Origin of the sequence: Isoptericola sp. NPDC060185 (genome assembly GCF_042728595.1) — a bacterium.
Lineage (GTDB): Bacteria > Actinomycetota > Actinomycetes > Actinomycetales > Cellulomonadaceae > Isoptericola.
In genome coordinates this window covers 13,325-35,651 of record NZ_JBHWYY010000033.1, presented here as the reverse complement: position 1 = coordinate 35,651, position 22,327 = coordinate 13,325, and the positions used below count along the sequence as shown (strand labels likewise).

The 22,327-nt window shown below is 76.0% G+C and carries 15 protein-coding genes; 2 read left to right on the top strand and 13 right to left on the bottom strand.

Translation table 11 applies throughout. The features are described 5' to 3' along the window. Nucleotides 1-20: 20 nt before the first annotated feature. The 5 genes from ACFWDO_RS12400 to ACFWDO_RS12380 form a co-directional block, all read right to left on the bottom strand. Complete coding sequence (locus tag ACFWDO_RS12400) at nt 21-1,142, bottom strand: sulfotransferase domain-containing protein (RefSeq protein WP_380317851.1); 1,122 nt, start codon at nt 1,140-1,142, stop codon at nt 21-23. Nucleotide 1,143: 1 nt separating this feature from the next. Further along, a complete protein-coding gene (locus ACFWDO_RS12395; RefSeq protein WP_380317848.1) occupies nt 1,144-3,066 on the bottom strand; it encodes a glycosyltransferase in 1,923 nt (640 codons plus the stop codon). Between the two features lie 58 nt (nt 3,067-3,124). Beyond that, nucleotides 3,125-4,561, bottom strand: coding sequence for a polysaccharide pyruvyl transferase family protein (locus ACFWDO_RS12390; RefSeq protein ID WP_380317845.1), 1,437 nt, complete (start codon nt 4,559-4,561; stop codon nt 3,125-3,127). Between the two features lie 143 nt (nt 4,562-4,704). Next, nucleotides 4,705-4,938, bottom strand: coding sequence for a Trm112 family protein (locus tag ACFWDO_RS12385; RefSeq protein ID WP_380317842.1), 234 nt, complete (start codon nt 4,936-4,938; stop codon nt 4,705-4,707). Beyond that, a complete protein-coding gene (locus tag ACFWDO_RS12380; protein ID WP_380317839.1) occupies nt 4,935-6,368 on the bottom strand; it encodes a phosphomannomutase/phosphoglucomutase in 1,434 nt (477 codons plus the stop codon). The genes ACFWDO_RS12385 and ACFWDO_RS12380 overlap by 4 nt, the downstream gene beginning before the upstream one ends. 116 nt (nt 6,369-6,484) lie before the next feature. Here ACFWDO_RS12380 and manA point away from each other — a divergent pair, with 116 nt between their 5' ends. Next, nucleotides 6,485-7,693, top strand: coding sequence for a mannose-6-phosphate isomerase, class I (manA, locus tag ACFWDO_RS12375; RefSeq protein ID WP_380317836.1), 1,209 nt, complete (start codon nt 6,485-6,487; stop codon nt 7,691-7,693). Between the two features lies 1 nt (nt 7,694). Here manA and ACFWDO_RS12370 read toward each other — a convergent pair whose 3' ends face one another. The 5 genes from ACFWDO_RS12370 to ACFWDO_RS12350 all read right to left on the bottom strand — a co-directional run bounded on the left by ACFWDO_RS12370 (nt 7,695) and on the right by ACFWDO_RS12350 (nt 16,032). Further along, complete coding sequence (locus ACFWDO_RS12370; RefSeq protein ID WP_380317833.1) at nt 7,695-8,936, bottom strand: FkbM family methyltransferase; 1,242 nt, start codon at nt 8,934-8,936, stop codon at nt 7,695-7,697. Nucleotides 8,937-8,949: 13 nt separating this feature from the next. Then, nucleotides 8,950-10,452 (bottom strand): polysaccharide pyruvyl transferase family protein, encoded by a 1,503-nt coding sequence (locus ACFWDO_RS12365; RefSeq protein ID WP_380317830.1) that lies wholly within the window; start codon nt 10,450-10,452, stop codon nt 8,950-8,952. A 15-nt stretch (nt 10,453-10,467) separates the two neighbouring features. Then, nucleotides 10,468-13,431 carry a polysialyltransferase family glycosyltransferase gene (locus tag ACFWDO_RS12360; protein ID WP_380317827.1) on the bottom strand — a complete coding sequence of 988 codons (2,964 nt, stop codon included), beginning with the start codon at nt 13,429-13,431 and terminating at the stop codon, nt 10,468-10,470. Then, complete coding sequence (locus ACFWDO_RS12355) at nt 13,428-15,200, bottom strand: hypothetical protein (RefSeq protein ID WP_380317824.1); 1,773 nt, start codon at nt 15,198-15,200, stop codon at nt 13,428-13,430. The genes ACFWDO_RS12360 and ACFWDO_RS12355 overlap by 4 nt, the downstream gene beginning before the upstream one ends. Nucleotides 15,201-15,675: 475 nt before the next feature. After that, entirely contained in the window at nt 15,676-16,032 is a 357-nt protein-coding gene (locus ACFWDO_RS12350; protein WP_380317822.1) for a DUF3499 domain-containing protein, read from the bottom strand. 162 nt (nt 16,033-16,194) lie between these two features. On the opposite strand from ACFWDO_RS12350, the gene ACFWDO_RS12345 reads away from it, so the two are divergent. Beyond that, the gene (locus ACFWDO_RS12345; protein WP_380317819.1) at nt 16,195-16,665 is read left to right on the top strand and encodes a metallopeptidase family protein; all 471 of its coding nucleotides are present in this window, start codon (nt 16,195-16,197) and stop codon (nt 16,663-16,665) included. 62 nt (nt 16,666-16,727) lie between these two features. Here the strand turns inward: ACFWDO_RS12345 and ACFWDO_RS12340 are convergent, their stop codons facing one another. The 3 genes from ACFWDO_RS12340 to ACFWDO_RS12330 all read right to left on the bottom strand — a co-directional run bounded on the left by ACFWDO_RS12340 (nt 16,728) and on the right by ACFWDO_RS12330 (nt 22,224). Next, nucleotides 16,728-18,356 (bottom strand): DUF5719 family protein, encoded by a 1,629-nt coding sequence (locus ACFWDO_RS12340; RefSeq protein WP_380317816.1) that lies wholly within the window; start codon nt 18,354-18,356, stop codon nt 16,728-16,730. Nucleotides 18,357-18,400: 44 nt separating this feature from the next. Then, nucleotides 18,401-21,685, bottom strand: a complete 3,285-nt coding sequence (locus ACFWDO_RS12335) for a glycosyltransferase (RefSeq protein WP_380317813.1) — start codon at nt 21,683-21,685, stop codon at nt 18,401-18,403. Nucleotides 21,686-21,888: 203 nt separating this feature from the next. Continuing rightward, nucleotides 21,889-22,224 carry a WhiB family transcriptional regulator gene (locus tag ACFWDO_RS12330; RefSeq protein WP_380244291.1) on the bottom strand — a complete coding sequence of 112 codons (336 nt, stop codon included), beginning with the start codon at nt 22,222-22,224 and terminating at the stop codon, nt 21,889-21,891. Nucleotides 22,225-22,327 lie beyond the last annotated feature (103 nt).

Sequence of the window (22,327 nt, the reverse complement as noted above, 5' to 3'; positions counted from 1 at the left end):
GGTCAGCGGCTCAGCGGCGCTCAGCCGTCGACCGTGAACGAGTCGAGGTCGATCCCGTGCCCGGCGAGCACGGCGCGGGCGCGCTCGACGTCGTCGTCGTCGAAGTACTGCTTCCACTGCCCGATCGAGCCGTCGCGGGTGAAGTAGCCGTCCAGCTTCACGACCATCGACCGCCCGGTCCGCTCCTCCATGGCGCGCACGGTGGTGATGTCCGAGAGCGCGAGCGCGACCTCGACGGCGTCGTCGTCCAGCGGCAGGGCGAGGAACCGCACCACCTCGCGGAACCGCCGGCCCGGGTCCTCCTTGAGCGCCTCGTAGGAGGCCACGTGCACGTCGGGGTCGCCGCGGTAGCTGTCCAGGGTCAGGTAGTGCCGGGCGTACGTGTCGAGCATCGTCTCGATGACGTCGCGCGGGTGCTCCGCCTTGTCCCGGTGCTGCGGCCGCTGCTTGATCGTGTAGTGGTACAGCGACACGACGTAGTCGAGCGGGTTGCGGTACAGCATGATCTTGCGGCCCGGGGAGAAGACGAACGGGTCGACGTCGTGCCGGAAGTGCTGCATGGTCACGTCGGACACCCCGTGCCGGGCGAGCAGGCCGGACGGCGGCCGGTAGGGCTCCGCCTCCCGGAACACCTGCCAGCGGTTGTTGCCGTAGTACTCCTGCTGCAGCTGCGGGTAGGAGATCGGCACGCGCACCTGCGGGTCCGCGAGGGCCCGCGCGTAGTTGGTGAGGAAGAACCGCATCCAGTGGGTGCCGGACTTCTGGATCGTCGCCACGGTCACGACGTCGGCGCGGTGCAGGCGGCCGAACGCGTCCGCGAACGCGGTGCCGCGCTCGTCGGCGAGCGTCCCGAGCCGCCAGCGGGCGACGTCGCCCAGGTAGCGCAGCGCCTCCCCCGGCTCCTCGGGCAGCGCCGCGAGCACGGCCGCGTCCTCGCCGGCGCGCAGGCCCGTGAGCGCGCCCGCGAGCCGCGCGTCCTTCGACGTGGTCCCCGCCCCCGCGGCGAGGGCGTCCCAGTCGCGGGTCAGGAGGGCCGGCCCCAGGTGCGGGGGCAGCCGCTCCTCGGCGGCGGCGCGCGCCCGGCGCGCCACCCTCGTGGGGGTGAGCCAGCGGGCCGTGTCCCGGGCCAGGTCCCGAGCCATGTCACTTCCTCCGGTTCCGGTAGTACTGGGAGAGGATGCCGCTGCCGACGGCGACGGTCGCGACCGGGCCCCGGGCCCGCTCGAGGGTGCGCAGCGCGTCGCGGCGCCGGCCGAGCCGCATGGACGCGATCGCGAGCCGGCGCTGCTCCGCGGTGGTGAGGCGCCGCTTGCGGCCGGTCTCGGCGAGGAGCCGCGCGGCCTGCTCGGTCCGCCCCTCCGCCAGGTGCGCCTTCACGGCCCGCAGCACGTCGGCAGGCGCCTGGGCGGCGGTGGTCGACAGGTCGGTCTGGCGGCGCAGGTCGCGGATCAGCTCGTTCTTCTCGGCGTCGGCCAGGTAGCCGAGCCACTCGAGGTCGAGGGTGTCGTACCGGTCGTCGCCGCCCGCGGGCTCCCACGGCTTCTTGCCCACGTAGTGCAGCACCCGCACGTCCTCGTCGTGGAACAGCGCCGGGTGGTGGGAGAAGATCCGCTTGGTCGTGTTGTCCTCCGGCGGCAGCGCGCGCCACGACTCGAAGAACACGTTGAGGAAGCCCTGGTCGCCGCCGTCGTACGACGGGGTGTGCGCCAGGCGCGACATCATCGCCTCGAACGTCGCCTGCGACGGGGTGAAGGCAAAGACGCCGGAGTTGAAGACGCCGGGGTTCGGCGCGTCGAGGCCGGCGTCCGGGACGGCGGCGAAGTCGTCGCCGGCGAACAGGTCGTCGACGTTCTGCTTCACCACGGCGTCGCTGTCGACGTAGACGGCGCGGTCGAGGAAGTCGAGCCGGAAGACGTGCAGCTTCGTGTAGGTCGCCGCGAACCGCTCCTGCACCTTCTGGTCGGTGCCGCCCGCCCGGCCCGCCCGCAGGACGGGGTTGGCGATCGGCGGGACGTCGAGGGTGCGGATCCCGCTGGCGGCGAGCGCCGCCTTGTCGGCGTCGGGCGTGCACAGCGCGACCAGGGGCACGTCGGTGACGCGGCGCAGCGAGTTCGCGAGCGCCCGCGCGCCGTGGTGGTAGGAGCCGGAGACGACGGTGACGTAGGCGCACCGCCGCCCGTCGACGTCCTTCCACGCCGGGCCGTCCACCCTCGGCACGGTGAGCGCCTGGACGCCCCCGGCGGCGGGCAGCTCGATCTCGACCGTGTCCTTGGTGGCCCCGACGACCGACCCCTCCCCCGGGGCGAGGGCCGGGCGGTCGGCGGGCAGGTCGTCGGCCGGCGGCACGTACAGGTGCAGCAGCTCCGACTGGCTCACGGAGCGGACCGTGGCGTCCGGGTACGCGGCGAGGCAGGAGCGCAGGAATGCGAGGTCGGTGTCGAGCCCGTGCGCCGCCTCGTAGCCGGGCGTCGCGTCCTTGGCCTCCAGCCCGAGCTCGGCGACCTGCGGCATCGTGTACCCGTAGCGCACGTCCTTCGACTCGTACAGGTCGATGCCGGCCAGGTAGACCTCGCGGAACCCGACGCCCAGCCCGAACGCGAGCGCCTGCATCCCGGTGGTGGGCAGGCCGGGGCGGCTCATGAAGTGGCGCGCGAGGCGCGGGGTGCGCGCGGGCACGGCCCACGAGTCCAGCTCGGCGACGTCGGTGAGCGGCTCGAGCCCGTACCGGTCGCCGTCGCGGTGCGCGGCGTGCCGCATGGGGGATGCCAGGCGGCGCACGTCGTAGCGGCCCGACCGGATCTCGTCCTGCAGCAGCTTCTCGAGCCGCTCGTGCGGGACGGCGCTGAACCACGCGTCGACGCGGTCGCCGAAGTGGTAGTTGCTCTCCAGGAAGAACCAGTTCATCCGGAAGACCACGACGTCGGCGGGGATGCGGTGGTACGGCGGCATCGCCGACGACGGGCCGTTGCCGACCACGAGCAGCGGCCGGTCGGTGAGGCCGGCGAACGAGGCGATCTCCGCGTCGCCCGGCTCGCGGCCGAGCGGGACGCTCCGCATGGTGGGCATCGGTGCTCCTGTCTGGGTCGTTCCGGTCGGTGCTGGGCGGGGGCGGGCGGGCTCGGGGTCAGCGCGGACGCACGAGACGGCGGGCGCGGCGCGCGGCGCGCGACACCAGCGACCCGCGGGCGACGGACGCCCGCGCGGCCCGCAGGGTGGCGCGCACCTGCTCGATCTCCGCGCCGAGGGTGCGCAGCTCGGCGTCCTTCGCCCCGAGCTCGCGCTCCGTGGCGCCGAGCTCCTGCTCCTTGGCGCGGAGGCGCTGCTCGGCCTTGGCCTTCTCGACGGCGGCGTCGTACGTGCGGGCGGCGAGGCGCCGCTCCTTCGGCGTCAGCGGCGTGAACGACGGCGCGACCGCCACCCCCGTGAGGCGCTCGTAGATCGTGGCGAGGTTCACCAGCGTCGCGTCGTAGAGGCCGCGGCGCGTGACGGCGAGCTCGTCACGCAGCTCCCCCTGCCGCTCGGTGACGTCGTGCACCGTGCGGTAGAGGTCGTCGGTGAACGTGGCGGCCCGCGGGTCGAGCGCCCACTCCGCGTGCCCGATGTCGGTCGCGAAGTACCGCGTCTTGTGGTGCACGTGCAGGGACAGGGGGACGGTGCCCATCCCGAACGGCACCATCTGCGCGTGGCCGCGGGTGCCGAGGATCACCGGGAGGTCGGCGAACGCCTCCAGCCCCTGGAACAGCACGTCCCGGCGGCCCCACAGCACCCGCTCGGAGTCGACGAGCCCGCGCTCGGCCAGCAGGTCGTGGAACCGCATGTCGGCGCGCGCGTGCGGCACGCTCACCAGCCGCCACCCCTCGCCGCGCAGCCGGGCGAGCACGTCCGCCTGGTCGGCGTAGATGCGCCCGGGGTCGAACCCCGCGGCGACCTGCCGCTTGCCGACGATCGACTCGACGGCGAGCACCCTGCCGTCACCGACCTCGAGGCGCTCGCGGTACAGGTCGGGGAACAGGATCGACGAGATCGTCGTCGGGCACGGCTGGTACTCGACGCGCTCCGGGTCGTGGTCCACGTACTCGCGGATGGTGCGGACCGAGCCGTGGTTGCGCAGCCCGAAGAACACGGACTTGTCGAGCGTCAGGTTGAGGTGCTCGCGGAACGGCTCCGCGAAGTCCTCCTGGTCGATGAACCGGTTGTTCCCGACGGCGAAGACGACGATCGGCACCTTGAGCCGGCGCAGCTGCTCCAAGGAGATGTTCCACTGCCACCCGGAGCGCGCGTTGGCGTTGGTGTCGCGCAGGAACAGCCCGCCGCCGCCCACGACCACCGCGTCGAAGTGCTCGTTGATGTGGTCCACCAGCTTCGGCCCCACCGGGTCGCGCAGGGACCGGCTGCCGGCGACCTCGAAGCACGCCCCGCCGGCGAACCCCTCGAAGGTCTCCCGGACGGCCTCGAACAGGAGGGTGTCGCCGTAGTTCCCGTACGTCTTGATGTCGAAGTGGAACAGGCGCAGGCGGCGCCCCGGTGGGGCGGGGCGCGCGGCGGCGGCGTGAGTCGGCACGGCGCGAGCGTAGGCACCGGATGGCCGGCGCAAGGCCGGAAACCGGCGGGATCACCGGCTGCTCATCGAGAGTTCATCTGCGCGCCACGGTGCGCTCCGTGGGAGTTCGCCGAGGGCCCGCGGGAGGGCCGTCGGCGGGCCGGTCAGAGGGGGCGCGCGTCGCTCTCCAGGAGCACCGGGATGCCGTCGCGCACGGGGTACGCGAGCGGGCGCTCCGGGTCGGTCGAGCGCAGCTCGGGCTCGCCGTCGGGGCCGACGCCGTCCACCAGCTCCGCGCCCGTCACGGGGCAGCGCAGGATGCCGCGCACCCACGGGTCGATCGTCGGCGTCGCGGGCGCGCCGGTGTCGGTCGTGCCGTCGGTCGTGCCGTCGCTCATGCGTCCTCCGTCCGCCGCACGAGCGACAGGACGTCGTCGCGCACCTTGACCATGATGTCCTCGTCCGCGGCCTCGACGTTGAGCCGCAGCAGCGGCTCGGTGTTCGACGCGCGCAGGTTGAACCACCACTGCGGGTGGCCGTCCCAGTGGGCCACGGTGAGCCCGTCGAGCTCGTCGACGTCGGCCTGCGGGTAGGCGGCGGCGTAGGCCTCGCGCACCCGCTGCGTCGCGGCGGCGGCGTCCGGCACCGTCGAGTTGATCTCCCCCGACGCCACGTACGGCGAGTACATCTCCGCCAGCACGGACAGCGGGTGCGGCTGCCCGCCCAGGGCGGCCAGCACGTGCAGCGCGGCCAGCATGCCGGTGTCGGCGAAGAAGAAGTCGCGGAAGTAGTAGTGCGCGCTGTGCTCGCCCCCGAACACCGCGTCGTGCTGCGCCATCTGCGCCTTGATGAACGAGTGCCCCACCCGGGTACGCACCGTGGTCGCGCCGGCGGCCTGCAGGAGGTCGGGCACGGCGCGGGACGTGATGAGGTTGTGGATCACCGTGGGCGTGCGGCCCGCCTCGAGCTCCTTGGCCACCTCGCGCAGCCCGACGAGCGCCGTGACGGCCGACGGCGAGACCGGGTCGCCGTGCTCGTCGACGACGAAGCAGCGGTCGGCGTCGCCGTCGAACGCGAGGCCGAGGTCGGCGTCGTGCTCCACGACGGCGGCCCGCAGGTCCTCGAGGTTCTTCGGGTCCAGCGGGTTGGCCTCGTGGTTCGGGAAGCTGCCGTCCAGCTCGAAGTACAGGGGCACCACGTCCAGCGGGAGGGCGGGCAGCCCGGCGGCCGTGCCGAGCACCGCGGGCACGGTGTGCCCGGCCATGCCGTTGCCGGCGTCCACCACGACCTTGAGCGGCCGGATGCCGGAGACGTCCACCAGGCCGCGCAGGAACGCGGCGTAGTCGGCGAGGGTGTCGGCGTCGGTCACCTCTCCCGCGACGGGTGCCGCCTCGGCGGCGGCCGGGTCGTCGAGGAGCCGCTGCGCCAGCTCGCGCACGTCGGCCAACCCGGTGTCCTGCCCGACCGGGCGGGCGCCGGCGCGGCACAGCTTGATGCCGTTGTAGACGGCGGGGTTGTGCGACGCGGTGAACATCGCGCCCGGCGCGTCCAGGGCGCCCGACGCGTGGTACAGCCCGTCGGTCGAGCACAGGCCGATCCGCACGACGTCGAGCCCGGCGGCGGCGACGCCCGCGGTGAACGCCTCGACGAGCTCGGGCCCGGAGTCGCGCATGTCGTGCCCGACGACGACCCGGGTCGCCCCCTCGGGCGCCGCGACCACGCGGGCGAACGCCGCCCCGATCGCGCGGGCCACGGCCGGCGAGAGCTGGTCCGGCACGGTGCCGCGCACGTCGTACGCCTTGATGATGGTGGCCAGGTCGATCGTCACGTCCCACAGCGTACGTGCCTGCGCCCGTCCGGGCGGGGGCCTCGCGGGTGGGCCGCCGGGTGGTTCTGCCACGGGCCGCGGGCCCGGACCGCGGCCCATGTGGAAGGGTGGTGTCCGTGCCCGAGCTCTACCCGCTGGAGAACACCGTCCAGCACTACGACTGGGGCTCGCGCACGCGGCTGCACGACCTGCTCGGCACCGCCCCCGACGGCGACCCGGCCGCGGAGCTCTGGCTCGGCGCCCACCCGAGCGCGCCGTCCGTGGTGGGCGGCGACGGCTCCCTGCTGGAGCTGGTGCGCTCGGCGCCGGACGCAATGCTCGGCCGCCGCGTCGCCGACGAGTACGGCCCCCGCCTGCCCTACCTGCTCAAGGTGCTCGCCGCCGACCGGGCGCTCTCCCTGCAGGTGCACCCGAAGCCGCACGCGGCCCGCGCGGGCTTCAACCGCGAGAACCGGAAGGGGCTGGCCCCCGGCGACCCGGGCCGCTCGTTCCACGACGACCAGCACAAGCCCGAGATGGTGGTCGCACTCACCGAGTTCGAGGGCCTGGCCGGGTTCCGCGCCCCCCGCGCGGTGCTCGACCTGCTCCACGGCCTCGACGGCGACCTGGTGGGCGACGTGCGCGCGCTGCTGGCCGCCGACCGGTCGCCGGGCGGCGTACGGGCCGCGTTCACGCGCCTCGTGGCGGCGCGGCGCGACCCGGGCACCGCGGCGGACGTCGCGGCCACGGTCGCCGCGGTGACCGCGCGGCTCGCGGCGGGCTCGCCGTCGTCCCGGGCCGACGCGACGGTGCTGCAGCTGGCCGACCAGCACCCCGGCGACCCGGGCGCGCTCGCCTCCCTGCTCCTCAACCGTGTCACCCTCGACCCGGGCCAGGGGCTGTTCCTGCCCGCCGGGGAGGTGCACGCCTACCTGTCGGGCCTGGGCGTGGAGATCATGGCGTCGTCGGACAACGTGCTCCGCGCCGGCCTCACCACCAAGCTGGTCGACGAGGCGGCGCTCCTGGAGTGCGCGTCGTTCGTGCCGCGCCCGCCGCAGCCGCCGCGCACCCACGCCGCGGGCGGGCGGGGCCAGGTCACCACCTACCGGGCGCCGGTGCGGGAGTTCGCGCTGACGGTGGCGGACGTCGGCCCGGACGAGAAGGTCGAGCTGCCCGACCAGGGGCCGCGGATCGTGCTGTGCCTGTCGGGCGAGCTCGAGGCCCGCGCCGAGGGGTGCCCCGCGCCCGCGACGCTCGGCCGCGGCGCCTCCGTCTTCGTCCCGCACGACGCCGGCCCGCTGCGGCTGTCCGGAGCCGGGCACGCCGTGTGCGCCTGGGTGCCCTGAGTCACCCGGCGGGAGCGTCCGCGGCAGCGGGGGCGTCCGCGGCGGCGGGGGCGTCCGCGGCAGCGGGGGCGTCCGCGGCAGCGGGGGCGTCCGCGGCGGCGCCGAGACCCTCCAGCGCGGCGACGACGTCCGCGGCCCGCCGCTCCGGCGCGAACAGCACGTTGTGGTACCGGGTGTAGGTGTACCCGACGCCCGAGGGGTAGGTGAGGTCCGGCCGCACGGGCACGGCGCGGCGGTTGTCGTCGTCGACCACCCAGGCGCGCGTGTAGCCGCGCCGGCCGAGCAGGTCGTAGATCGTGGCGAAGTCCTCGCGGGAGAGCACCTCGGCCAGGAGTACGGGCCGCTCGGCGTCCAGCAGGCCCCGCGCCCCGGCGAGGACGTGGCGCTCGTGCCGCTCGACGTCGAGCTTCACGAGGTCGACCCGGGGCCGCCCCTCCCCGTCCCACCAGGCGTCGAGCGTGGTGACCTCGACGTCGGTCGTCGTGGCCCCGCGGGCCGCGCCGCGTTCGGCGATCGCCTCGAACGACGACCCGGTGGCGAGGCGCGCCGACGCGTTGTGGTGCAGCGTCAGCGTGCCCGGCTCGGCGGAGACGCCGACGGCGTGCACGTGCACGCGGCCCGCGAGCCCGGAGAGCCGCACGTTGGTGGTCGCCCGCCGGGCGATGCGGTCCAGCACCTCAAAGGCGTGCACGACGACGTCGGGCGACGACGCCCCGGCGACCAGCGCGAAGACGCCGGTGTGCGCCCCGACGTCGAGCACGTGGTCGGCGCGCGCCGCCAGCGCGGAGAACACGGCGGTCGAGAGCGACTCGTAGGCGTTGGGGCCGAACCAGAACGACACGGCCGCGACGAGGTCGTCGTCGTCGAACCACATCCAGGCCGGGCGGCTCCCGCCCGCCTGGACCAGCACGGGCCCGGTGTACGGGTGGGCGCGGCGCAGGGCGCGCAGCTCGGGAGACTGCACCCGCGTCGGCACGGAGCGGCCGTCCGCCAGCCACGGGCGCGCGGCGTGCGCGTCGATCGCCGCCCGGGCGGGCCGCGGGGGCGCGGGCCGGGCCGCCGGGGGCCTCGGGGCCGGGGCGACGGGCGGCGCGGACCCACCGCGCTCCGCCAGGGCGCGGGCGACGCGCGCGTCGACGAGCCGGCGGAGCTCGTCGCCGGCGAGCGCGTCGGCCCACCTCAGCAGCCTGCGGCGCGCTCCCCCGCGCCGGTCGCCCCGGTCCTCTCCCGTGGTCCCGCCCATCGCGTCCTCCTCGTCAGCGGCTCTCCCGCCCCAGGCCCAGCCGGCGGCGCACGTACCGCGCGCCGCGCCCGGCGGTCGTCGCCGGGGCCGTGGGGTCCGACACCACCTCGAGCGCGCGGCGCACCTGCGTGGCGCGCGCCACGTCCCCGTCGGCGTACAGCTCCTCGCGCCGCTCGCGGAGCCACGCGCGCGCGACGTCGGCGCGGTCCAGGTCCGACCGGGGGGCCGACACGGGCGCCGGCGCGGCGGCGGCCGCCTGCGCGGCCTGCGCCGCCTGTGCCGCCTGGGCTGCCTGTGCCGCCTGGGCGGCCTCGCCGCGGGTCCGGCCCTCGAGCGCCATGGACTTCGCGTGCAGGCGGCTGGACAGCCACACCTCGAGCTCGCCGAGCGGCAGGCACTCGCGCTCGGACGGCACCCGGCCGGTGAGCGCGTGGTAGATCCGCGAGAGGTTCTCGAGCGAGACGTCGTAGAGCCGCTCGCGCTCGGCGCGGGCGCGGTCCTGCCGGGCGGCGTACTCGTCGTGGCACCGCTCGACGTTGGCGACGATCCGCGCGCCGAGGTCCGGGTCGTCCACGTCGATCAGGAGGTCGTCGACGCCCACCTCGCGGGCGAAGTAGACCATCTTCGGGGAGGTGTCGATCGGCACCACGAGCGAGCCGGCGCCGAACGGCACCATGGCCCCGTGGCCCCGCGTGGAGACCACGACCGGCACTTGCGAGAAGTGGCGCGGGCCGAGGAGCATGTCCCGCCCCTGGGTGTTCATCTCGACGAACGTGAAGTCGTCGAAGCCGTGCGCGCGCAGGTGGTCGACGACCGGGGTGTCGAACTTGGCGAAGAACGACGCGAGCTCGATCTCGTACCCCGCCTGCCGGAGGGACCGGCAGGCCCGCAGCACCTCGTCGGCGACGCGGTCGTCCTGCTCGGACGGCGAGCGGGTCACCTGCAGGGTCACGCGCCGCGAGCGCTCGGGCACGGCGTCCGGGTCGCCGGCGCCGTCCACGAGGTGGCGCAGGAACGTCGTCGGGCAGGGCTGGAACACGATGCGGTCGTGGAACCGCCGGTCCACGACCTCCTTGAGCCGCTCGATGGAGCCGTGGTTGCGCAGCCCCACGAACGGCGAGTTCTCGATGACCGCCTCGAAGTGCTCGGTGAACTTCGGGGAGAGCCCCCGGTGGTTGCGGTAGAGGTTGAAGCCGACCGCGAAGACGATCGTGCGCCGCATCTTCCGGGCCGTCGCGACGCTCGACCGGAACGCCCATCCGGACAGGTCGTGGTTGCGCGGGATGATGACGCCGCCGCCCGCGATCAGGCCGGCGTCGTACGTGTTCGCCTTCTCCACGAGCCGCGGACCGACGGGGTATCGGCTGTCCGCGCCGTCCTCCACGCGGAAGCAGCGCTGCCCGCCGAACGAGTGGAAGAGGTAGCGCACGGCCTCCGCCAGCAGCGCGTCGCCGTAGTTGTTGTGCGTGTAGTACTGCCAGGAGAACAGCCGTGCGGGGGTGGCCGGCGTCGTCATGAGGTTCCTCTCGTCTCAGGCCGCCGCGAGCGCGTCGCGCCCCGGCTGCCAGGCGTCCATGAGGCCGGTGGTGCCGGACCCGGTCGCGTCGTCCTGGAGCGCGCCCGCCAGCATGCGGGCGTCGGCGGCCGTCGGCGCCTCGAGGAGGCGCGACAGCGCCCAGGTGGCGGAGTCGGGGCGCATCGCCAGCAGCGGCACGCGCTCGCCGAAGCGGGCGAACACGTCGTCGACGAAGTCGGCCACGCCCCGCTGGATCTCGGCGTTGCGCCGGTCCACCGCCACGGTCGGGGCGAGGACGGGCCGCCCGTCGGGCCCGAAGCCGTGGCACTCGGGCAGGCCGACGGGCGTCAGCAGGTACTCCAGCACCGTGCCGTACCGGAAGAAGGTGCGGTCCTGCGACCAGGGCTCGAACCGGGCGCCGGTGATCACGGCGTACTCCAGGGCGTGCTCCATGCCGGTGAAGTACAGGCCGTCGACGCGCCGCCCGAGGCTCGTCATGATCGCCCGCTGCGACGACCCCGAGTACCCGAGGTCGACGACGACGGGCCGCTCGGCCGTGCCGAGCCGCTCGGCGTAGTGCCGGCGGGCTGCGGCGCTGCGCCCGGCGCACGCCGCCGCGACCTGCTCGGCGTGCTCCACGAGCACGGCCGTCAGGGCGGCCGCGCGGTCCCGGCCGAGCGGCGCGTCGAGCTCCGCGATCCCGGCGCGCGCGAGGGCGGGCTCCAGCAGCCCGACGACGCCCGCCCCGAACCGGGTGGTGAGGAGCGTGCGCGGCGTGTTCGCGGGGTTGAGCCCGTGCACGAACTGCGTCGCGGCGACGTGCGCGGGGTCGCCGGAGAACACCTGGAAGGCGGCGCGCCGCGACGCCAGCAGGTAGCGCCCCGGCGGCAGGTCGGGGTCCGTGGCGCGCAGCCGCTCGTAGACGCGGTGCGGCACGTACCCGTCGCGGGCCAGGAACGACACGTCGTCGTACCCGAGGTCGCGCGCCTGGCGCGCCACCCAGAGGGTCCAGCCGAGCAGGGCGGGGCCCGCCACCGCGTACCCGAGCGCGTAGGGGGTGCCGAGGGTGACGGCGCCCTTCGGGAAGGCGACGAACGGGTTGTCGAAGAACCGCTGCGCGACGACCCCCTTGACGAGGGACAGGCCCTTCTCCTCGCGGCACCCCCGCCACAGCCCGCCGAGCGCGTGCGTGCGCCGGGCGGCGTCGGCGGCCGCGGGCACGTGCAGGGTCTCGATGCCGCGCTCGGCGGCGCGCTCGACGTCGGAGACCCGGTTGTCGCCGACGTGCAGCAGGTCGCCGGCGTCGGTGCCGAGCTCGCGCAGGACGACGTCGAACAGCGCGCCGGACGCCTTGGTCGCGTCCGCGTCGGCCGACGCGACGACGAACCGCGGCTCGACCGGCAGGTGCGGCCCCACCAGCTCGAGCAGCTCGGCGGCGGAGTAGAAGGTGTCGGAGACGAGGCCGACCCGCTTGCCGAGCCGGTGCGCGAACAGCATGAGCGCCGCCCCGAGGGCGCGCGGCGCGAGGTGCCGCTCCTCGAGCGCGACCTCGGCCGCGAGCAGGGTCTTGCCGTCGGGGACGCCGCCCAGCAGCCGCGCCGTCTGGTCGGCCACGGCCTCGATCGGGTACTCGTCCCGCTCCGTGCCAGAGGCCCGGTCGGCCGCGCGCAGGGTGCTCACGGCCGCGTTGCGCGCGTTGCTGTAGCGCGCCATGGGCGGCAGGTCCGGCGCGAGCTCGCGGTCGAGCACGCTCACCAGGTCCGCCGCCCGGCCCGCCGGCCGCGTCACCAGGGTGTCGAACACGTCGAACGAGACGTGCCGGGCCGGCGTCGCGAGCACGGTGCGGAACGCGGCCGGCAGCGCGGAGGTGACCGCCCCACCGACGCCGCGCACCGCGGCGAGCAGCGGGTCCTGGGTGGTCGGCGGCACCGCGTCGAACTGGCGCTCCAGCACCGTCCAGGGGTCGACCCCCACGTCGGCGGCGGGGAGCCGGTCGAGCGCGGGCACCCGGTCCCGCAGGGCCAGGTAGGTGGCGAGCTGCCCGGTGCGCTCGGCGCCCAGGCTCGCCGACATCCGCAGCCCGAAGTCGACGTCCACCCGGAACGACGGCACCCCGAGCAGGTGCGGTGCGGTGAGCAGCAGCGTCGAGCTCACGGCGACGACGGCGGCCGGCCGCGACGTCGCGATCAGCACCTCGAGGGGCAGGTCGCGGCCCGACATGAGGCTCAGGCCCGCCGCCGCGTCCGCCGGCAGCGCCGCGGCGATCCGGTCGTGCACGGCCGACGCGTGCCGGGGGTGCGGCTTGTAGGCGACGCGGTAGCCCTTGGCCAGCAGCGCCTCGACGGCGTCGCGGTAGACGTCGACGAGCTCGTCGGTGGAGACCGCGTCGCCCTTGCGGTCGAAGTACTGCTCCACCAGCACCACCGTGTCGGGGGTGAGGCCGGCGTCGTGCCGGCCGCAGGCCCGCTCCAGCGCGCCCGTGAACGCGGTCGCGTCGATCTCCTCGAACAGCTCCGGGCGGTCGAGGGCGGACAGCGGGGCGAACGCGCCGAGGTAGTGGTGGTACTCGACGCGCACCACCCGGTCCAGGAACGTCAGGGCTCGCAGGTTGTCCGGGTAGAGCCCGGCCATCCCCTCCTCGAACAGGCTCACCCCGGCGTCGGGGAACGCCCCGGCGAGGGCGTCGAGCAGCCAGTGCGAGTGCGACAGGAACATCCGCAGCTGCCCGGGCGTCCTCCCGCCGCACAGGGCGGTCATCCGCTCGGGGTCCGCGAGGATCTCGAGGTACTCCGCGGGCTCGGGGAGTAAGGCGACGCTCCGCACGCCCCGCAGGCGGCGGATCCGCTCGGCCAGCACCGGCTCGTCCGCCGGGTCGGAGAAGAGGACGACGACGTGATGGTCGTCCTCGGGCCCCACGTACCGGGACGCGAACGAGTTGACCGCCGAGTACAGGCCCGTGACCAGGTGCAGGGTGGTCATGCGCGGATCCCCACCGCGCGCCGGCCCGCCGCCGACCACAGCCGCGCGTACGTGCCGGCGGACGCGCGCCGCTGGCCACGGCGGCGCTGCACCTGCGCGAGCACCCGCAGGTTGCGCACCGACCCGGGCCACCGCTCGAGGTTGTGCAGCGCCACCTGCTCGGCCTCGTCGAGCCGGCCGGAGTCCATGAGCTCGCGCGCCACGAGCCAGCGCTTGCTGGTCGTGACCCCGCCGAGCACCCCCGCCGGCAGACCCGGAGACGCGGCGCCACCCGCGCCGCCCGGCCCGTCCGCCGCGGCCTCGGCGGCCTCGGCGTCGCGCCGGGCCCGCTCGCGCCCGAGCTGCCAGAGGGTGAGGTAGCCCAGGTAGTCGGGGCCGAGGCGGTCGAGCCAGAGGCCGACGAGCGACTCGGGCAGCTCCGGGGCGCGGTTCCACGGCTTGGGGCCGACGAAGTGCAGCACCTTGACGTCGCCGAGCCCGACGACGCCGGGGTTCGACTCGAGCATCCGCCACAGCGTGTTGTAGGAGCTGTCCAGCCAGGCGACGTCCGGGAAGTAGCTGTTCAGGAAGCCCTGGTCGCCGCCGTCGTACGACTCGAGCGTGCCGTTCTTCGCCATCATGTCGCGGAAGACGTCGGCGTCCGGCGTGAAGGCGAAGACGCCGCTGTTGAAGATCTCGCGGTGCAGCGTGAAGCCGAAGTCGGGCGCCGCGGCGAACCCGTCGCCGTCGAACAGCTCGTCGAGCCCGTCGAGCACCACGGTGTCCGCGTCGAGGTAGACGCCGCGGTCGAGGAACGTCAGCGCGAAGACGCCGAGCTTGGAGAACGTGAACTCGAACCGCCCCTGGTGCCTGCCGCCGAAGAGCTCGTTGCGGATGCGCGGGGCACGCACGATCGTGAGGTTCTCCGGGAGGAACGGCACGTCCGGGATCCGGTAGCCCGCCGGGACGAGGGCCAGGAGCGGGTAGGACGAGACCGCCGCCAACGACCGCGCCATGGCCAGCGCGCCCCAGAAGTACCCGTCGTCGTCGAAGTAGGTCACGTACGCCACCCGCCGCTCGCCCGAGGGCGTCTGCCGCGTCGCCGCGAGCCGGTGCGTCGCGAGGTCGGCGCCGGGCTTCGCCTCCGGCGTCATGCGGGCCCCCGCCACGGCCGGGGCGTGGGAGACGAACTGCTTGAGCGGCTCGCTCGCGGCCCCGTCGACGATGGCGGCCCCGGGGAACGCGTCGCGCAGCCGCTTGAGGTGACCCAGCTCGTAGGAGTACGCGACCCGGCTCGACGAGCGCAGCCCGGCCGTGACCGCGTCCTCGGTGAGGATCGAGCGGCGCACCTTGCCCACGTACGTGCCGTCGGTCTGGCCGTCCAGCACCACCACCTGCTCGAAGCCGAGCGACAGCGCCGTCGCGAGCATCGCGGTGAGCATGCTCGGCGGGTGCGGGTCCGCGAGGACCGCCGCCGTGGCCGGCGTGCGCACGAGGTAGTCCGCCCAGTCCTCGAGCTGCCCGTCGCGGACCATGCCCTCGAGGGTGTGCGCCACGAGCTGCTCGGCGCGGCGCAGGTCGGTGAGCACCGCGCCGATCTCGTAGTCGCCGCGGTAGACGGTGGCCCGCACCTTCGCCAGGGCGGCCTGCCGGGGCGGCACGAACCACGCGGCGATCTCGCGGCCGAACCAGAAGTGGTCCTCCGCGGCGACGTCCCCCTCGCGGAACACGTACGCGCCGGCCGGGAGGCTCGCGTAGTCGATCTCCTCCAGCGACACGCGCGCGGTCACGAGGACCACCGGCCGCGTCACGTCCAGTCGGCTCAGAGCCTCCACCGGCCCGCCCTTCCCGGCCCCGACGGGGCCCGCTCCCTGCTCCTGCGGGAGCCGCGCTCCCAGTGACCTGCCAGGAGACTAGGCACGCCCGGGGGCCCGTCCGGGCGTCTTCGCGAGAACGTCGACGGAACGTTCCAAGAGTTCATCGCGCGGCCCCGCGGCGTTCACCCGGGGGCGTGCCGGGCCCGCCCCCGGGCCCCGCGCGCACCGCGGAGTTCGCCGTCCGGCGCACGGGGTTCGCCTCGCCCGCCGCGCCGGCCGCCGAACGACGTCGGTGGCAGCACGACGTCGGTGGCAGCACGACGTCGGCGCGCGACGGCGCACGACGTCGGCGCGCGACGGCGCACGACGGCGGCGAGGGACGAGCGCCGCAGGAGGGCGGAGGAAGGGCGGGCGGAGAGGCGGCAGGGGCGGCGTGGGCCGCGACCGGTCAGTCGGCCTCGCGCAGCACGCGCAGGTGGCCGCGGCGGGCGGTCTCGGTGACCGACGAGGGCTCGCTCGCCGGCTCCTGGCGCACGCGTCCGGCCTCGCGGACGGCCTCCGCGAGCGCGGACAGGTCGTCGGGGGACGGCGCGGGTTCCTCGAACGCGGGCGTGAGGCGCACGACCTCCCACCCGCGGGGAGCGGTCAGCCCCTCCGCATGCTGGGCGCACAGGTCGTAGCTGTGCGGCTCGGCGTGCTGCGCGAGCGGACCCAGCACGGCCGTGGAGTCCGCGTACACGTACGTGAGCGTCGCGACGGCGGCATGCGTGCATGCCGTGCGCGAGCACTGCCTCACCGATCTCACGTCCGGGACAATACGCCGCGGCCGGGGGGCGGCGCGCGGGGCTCGCCGCACCGGCGCCCTCGTGATCGCACCGTGACCCGCGACGAGACCCGCGACGAGACCTGCGACGAGGCCCGCGCCCAGGTTCCCCGCCCAGGTCCGCACCCGGCTTAGGCTCGTCGGGTGCACCACGCCGCCGACCCCTCGCCCGACCCCGAACGCGTGCCGGCTCCCGCGCCCGTGCCCCCCGTGCGGCGCCGGGACCGGCGGGGGCGCGGCGTCCGCGGCCCGCTGCTGCCGCCGGGGATGCCGGCGCACCGCACCCGCGCCGAACAGTTCGACGACCTGGTGCTCGACGTCGTCGAGTCGCTGCAGCGCCGGTGGGGCCCGCAGCTCGCGGGGACGGAGTTCGCCGTCGAGGACGTGCCGCCGTCGGAGCCCGCGCCGTGGGAGTCCGACGGCGTGCCGCTGGGCCGGTGCTTCCCCGCCGAGTCCGGCCGGTCCGCACGCGTCGTGGTGTACCGCCGCCCCGTGGACTTCCGCGCCGCCGACGACGCCGACCGCGCCGACCTCGTGCGCGACGTCGTCGTCGAGCAGGTGGCGCACCTGCTGGCCCGCACGCCCGAGGAGATCGACCCCGGTTACGACTCCTGACCCGCCCGCGAGCTGTCAGGGCCAGGGCAAGGTATGCGTGACCGTGGCCCTGACAGGTCGCGTCAGCCGGCGTCGACGGCGCGCACCTCGACGGCGCCGGGGGTGGTGACCGCGGGGGTGGGCGCGACCGACGCGACGAGGGTCCCCGCGGACGCGGTCCCGTCGTCGGCGCGCAGCACGGCGGCCCACGTCACCGCCACGTCGCCGCCCTCCGCGTCGCCCCGGTCCACGCTCACGCCGGCGGGCACGGCGCCGTCGTCGACGACGTCCGCCAGCTCGACCGAGGAGGTGGCCCCGGCGGTGAGGTCGACGTCCGTGCTGCCGATCTCGGCCCCCGACGCGTCGTAGGCCCGCAGCGTCACCGGCACGACGCCGGCCGGGTCGGTGTCGGGGTCGCGCACCGCGGGCAGCGCCGACAGCACGATCCCCGTGGCCACTCCCCCGGGCACGCCCAGCTGGCCCGCGGCCCCTGCCGCGCCGGTGACGGCGACCGGCTGCCCGGCGGACCACGCCACGTCGTAGGGCGTGCCGTCCACCACGGAGTCGTCGGGCTGCGCGCCCGGCCGGTCCGAGCGCGCAGCGCCCACGACCGGCACGTCGGCGTCGACCACCACGGTGTACGCGCCCTCCGGCAGGCCGCCCAGCGGCACGTCCGTCACGACGCCCGCCGGCAGCTCCACCTCGTCGGCGCCCCGCAGCACGACCGGCCCCGACGGCCCGTACACGCTGATGCGGGCCGTCCCGTCGGCCTCGCCCGGCACGAGGACGCGCAGCCGCGGGGCGTGGGGGTCGTCGACCGCCTCGCCGCGGCTCTGCACGCCGGGCACGGCGAGGGTCTGCCGCGGGCTCGCACCCGCCGTCAGCAGGTCGACGCCGGCGGGCAGCAGCCCGTCGATCGCCTGCGTCTGCAGCGCCGCGGTGACGCGAGCGCCCGAGGCGCGCACGTTCACCGCGAGCCGGTCCTGCTCCGGGGCCACGGACTCGAGGCGGGTGGTCACCAGGTCGTGCGGCGCGACGGTGAACGTGCCGCTGCCGCCCAGTGCCACGGGACCGTTCGGGCCGTACACGTCGAGGGCGACGGTCGCGGGGCGCTCGGACGGGTTCTGCACGGTGAGGGTGGCCGTCTGGCCCACCTCGGTGCCCCCGCCCACGAGCCATGCCGACGTCGACGGCGCGGCGCACGACCCGGCGCCCAGCCCGCGCAGGTCGCCCTGCGTCGTCACGGACGCCATCGTGCCCGCGGCGCGGAACGGCTCGTCCGCGACCGGCGTCGCCCGCAGCACGCGGGTGCCGGTCACGTCCGCCTGCTGCGCCGCCCCGGCGTCCCCGACGGCGAACGGTGCCGCGGACCTCCCGTCGAGCCCCGTCGTGCTCACGTCGCCCGTCGCGCCGCCCAGCACGACGGCGCCGAGCCGGCTGGTGGTGGGCACGGGCGTGGCGTCGAACTGGGAGTCGCCGACGTCGGCGCCGTCCGGCAGCGCGACCGGCCGCGGGCACACGAGCGTCACGTCGGCGGGCTGCACGCCCACCGTCCGCGTCCCGGCCGCGACGGCCCGCTGCTCCGCTCCCGTCCACGACTGCGCCCACTGGTCGCCGAGGACGGCCACGGCGGCCAGCGCCGCCACGGCCGCCAGACCGGTGACCGCCGCCGCCGTGGCGCGCACGCCGCGCCGCACCCGGGTGTCCGCCACGTCCTCGCCCGTCCTTCCGTCGCGCCGCGCCGTCATCCGCGCCGTCATCGCCCGCGCCGCCGTCCGACCGGCAGCGCCAGCAGCACGTGCACCAGGAGCACGACGCCCGCCAGCCCGAGCCACGCGGTGCGGTGCGGCGACTCGTAGGCCACCTGCACCCGCCCGGCGTCGGGTCCGACGGCGAACGCCTGCGTCCCGCCGGCGTCGACCGCGGCCAGCCGCCGCCCGTCGAGCGTGGCGCGCCAGCCCGGGTCCGCCGACTCGGCAATCCGCAGCGTGCGCTCCTGCCCGCCCCGGGTCAGCCGCGCGCTCACGCCGGTCCCGTCGGACGGCACCGTCCGCACGGCGCTCTTCGGCGCGAAGAACGGCGTGGGCTCGCCGCCGGCGTCGCCACGCAGCACCGTCGCCCAGCCGGGCGCGGGTCCGTCGGTCGTGACGCGCCAGACCAGCGCGCCCTCCTCGGTGACCCGCGCGAGGCCGGGCACCAGGTCGAGCGTGGTGACGAGGTCGGCGTCGCCGCCGACGGGGACCTGCACCGCCCCGATACCGAGCGCCGCGAGCCGGTCGGCCACGTCCGTGGACCGGCCGGTCGCCACCTCGGCCACGACCTGGTCGAGCAGCGCGGTGTCCGCGCGCTCCGGGCCGGCGAGGACCCCGGCGGCCCGGGCCCGCACGACCGTCGACGAGTCCTCCAGCCGAGTGCCGTCGGCGTGCAGCAGGGCGTAGTCCACCACCGCGGCACCGGACGTCGCGCCCTCGCCGCCAGGCTGCACCCGGTCGACCTCCAGGACGCGCGCGGAGCGCGGCGGCGCCTGCATCTGCGTGCCGACCGCCGGCACGACGGGCTGCTCCGCGGCGTGCAGGTCGCCGACGGCCCCGCCACCGGTGGAGCCGAGCACCCAGGAGCCGAGCTGCGCCGCGGGCAGCGCGAGGGCGATCACGCCGACGGCCACGACCCCCGCGACCCCGACGCGCTGCAGCCGACCTCGCTCGGGCCGGGCGACCGGAGCCACCGTCGGGACCCGGCCCGTCGTCGGGAGCGCGCAGATCGCGGCCGCGCCCAGCGCCAGGAGCAGCACCGACAGCCCCACACCCGGCCAGCCGGTGACGCTCGCCGCGTCGTCGTCCGCCGTGGTGCCGCTGGCGACGACCGTCGCGACGGCCACCACCGCGACGGACAGGCCGGTGGCCGCGGCGAGCCAGGCGAGCCGCACCCCGCGCACCGCCCGGCGCCGCACCAGGGCGACGGCCGCGAGCACGAGGACGGCCGCGCCCAGCAGCGCGGGCCCGACCACCGCGAGGCGGCCGAGCACGCCGTCGGCGCCGAGCCACGGCTCGAACCACACGGTGTCCCCCGGCAGGCCCAGGAGCAGCTCCACCGCGGTGGGGGTGCCCTGCGCGGCCAGCGGCGCGCCGGGCTCCGCCACCAGCAGGCGCCACCCGCCGTCCGACCAGCTGCCGAGCACCTCGCCCCAGAAGGGCAGCGGGACGACGACGGCCGGCAGCAGCACGAGCAGCAGCGACCGCCACGACCGCCGCACGACGAGGGCCGCGACGCCGAGGAGCACCACCGCCACCGGCAGCAGGATCGGCGCGGCGCACACGGCGACGGCCAGCAGCAGCCCGGCGGCGCCCGCGGCGCCCAGCGACCCGCGCCGGCGGGCGGGCGTGTGCACGACGTCGCGCGCGTGCGCCCCGACGGTGCGCAGCACGGCGACGAGCAGCCACGGGAGGGTGAGATGCACGAGCACCGCGCCGAGCCGGCCCGAGCCCAGGGACGCGAGGAACCCGGGCGCCGCCGTCCAGGCCAGGGCGGCGACGGCGCGCACCACGACCGAGCGGGTCAGCGACCCCGCCGCGAACCATCCGCCGAGGGCGGCCAGCGGCAACGCGGCCAGCACGAGGGCGTTCACGGCCGTCTGCAGCCCGCCGCCCGCGAGGGCCGCGAACGCCGTCAGCGGCAGCAGCAACGGGTCGGCCGCCGCGCGGACGCCGAGCCCGTCGCGCACCCAGCCGGACGTCGCGGCCTGCCACACGTCGCCGACCGTCCCCGGCGCGGGCAGCAGCCCGCCGCCCACCACCCGGCCGCCGTCGGCCAGGACGCCCTGCCACGGCCCGAACAGCGCGACGTCGAGCGCCACGACCGCCGCCACCACCACGGCCAGCACGACGCGCCGGGTCCCCGCGAGGCGACGCAGGTCCGCGCGCTCCAGCTCGCTGGGCGCCCACCGCGCGCGCTGGGCCTCGGCGCGGGCCAACCGGGCGTCGCGACGCTCGCCGAGCACCTGCCGCCACGTGCCGAGCAGCGGCGTCAGCACCCGCCGCGGCAGCCGCCGGGTCCGGGCTGCGCGCCGCCTGGCCCGGTACAGGGGCACCACCCGCAGGGTGGTCACCACCGCCGCGACCAGCTCGTCGCGGGCGTGCGCGGGCCGCTTCAGCGCGAGGCGGTACATGGCGGCGAACGGCGACCAGAGCAGCGTGGCGAGCCACACGAAGGGCAGCAGGGGCAGCGGGGCGTCGACGAGGCGCAGGTACAGCTGGCTGCGGCGCCGGGGGTAGCGCGACGCCTCGAGGTCGGGCGCGGCGGAGGGGCGGCCGCGCAGGCCGAGCAGCGACGCCTGCGCGTGCCGCACCACGGCGTCGGGCACCACGACCACGCGATGGCCCGCGAGCCGCGCCCGCCGGCACAGGTCCAGGCCGTCGCCGAACGGCCCGAGCTCCGGGTCCGTGCCGCCCAGCTCGGCCCACACGTGCGCGCGGACCAGCGCGCCGGCGAGCCCGACGGCGAGCACGTCCTCGCGGGCGTCGTGCTGGCCCTGGTCGATCTCGGTGTCGTCGATGCCCGTCATCCGCCGCCCCAGCGGGGAGACGGTGCTGCCGACCTCGACGAGCATGCTGGCCTCGGCGCCCGGCGTCCCGTCCGCGCCGACGGGCCAGCGGCGCTGCTTGCACCCGGCCACGGCGACCGCGCTCGAGTGCTCCACCGCGCGCAGCAGCCGGGTGAGGGCGTCCGGGTCGGGGGCGGAGTCGTCGTGCAGGATCCACAGCCACCCCGTCTCGGGGACGCCCACCACCTCGGTCGCCCGGTCGACGGCCTCGCCCAGGCTGCGGACGCCGGACGCCGCGACGAAGCGGGCCCCGCCGAGGCGCAGGTCGGGGTGCAGGGCGGTGGTCTCCGAGGCGCCGACGTCCACGACGACGACCTCGTCGGCGGCGCGGTCCTGGCGGGCGAGCGCGTCGAGCGTCGCGTCGAGGAACGGGGTGCGGCCACGGGTGACGACCACGGCCGTCACGGTGACCACGAGCGGGACGGCACCGGTGCCGTCCATGCGGTCGCCGGCGGCGGGAACGGGCGCCACAGCGGCGGTCGCGCCCGGAGGTGCGACCTCTCCGCCGGGGCGGGCTGGGGTCGGGTGCGGAGCAGTCATCCTGCCCGCCATGATGCGACGGGCCCCGATCCCGTCGTGGGATATCCGACCCGTGCGTGTCGGGCCGGACATCCCCGCCGGTTCAACCCTGGTTCAGCGCCGGGTCAGACGGCGCGGCGCTTCAGCTTGCGGCGCTCCCGCTCGGAGAGCCCGCCCCAGATGCCGAAGCGCTCGTCGTTCGCGAGCGCGTAGTCCAGGCACTCGGCCCGGACCTCACAGGACGTGCAGACCTTCTTGGCCTCGCGCGTGGACCCGCCCTTCTCGGGAAAGAAGGCCTCCGGGTCGGTCTGGGCGCACAGGGCTCTCTCCTGCCACCCCAGGAGGGTCTCGTCGTCGACCGTGGCGTCACCGAACAACGGCAGCACCGGCGCTACGCGCTCGGGCTCACGACCGACGTCTGACGGGAAGACCCCCCGGTCCCCATCGAGCAAGTTCCACATGGCGTGCCCCTCCATGCCGTTCTTTAGGGAAACTGCATACCTGGAATTACACGCGTGTCTTTCGAAGGCGTCAAGTCGAAATGTGCTAGTGATCTCGATCTCC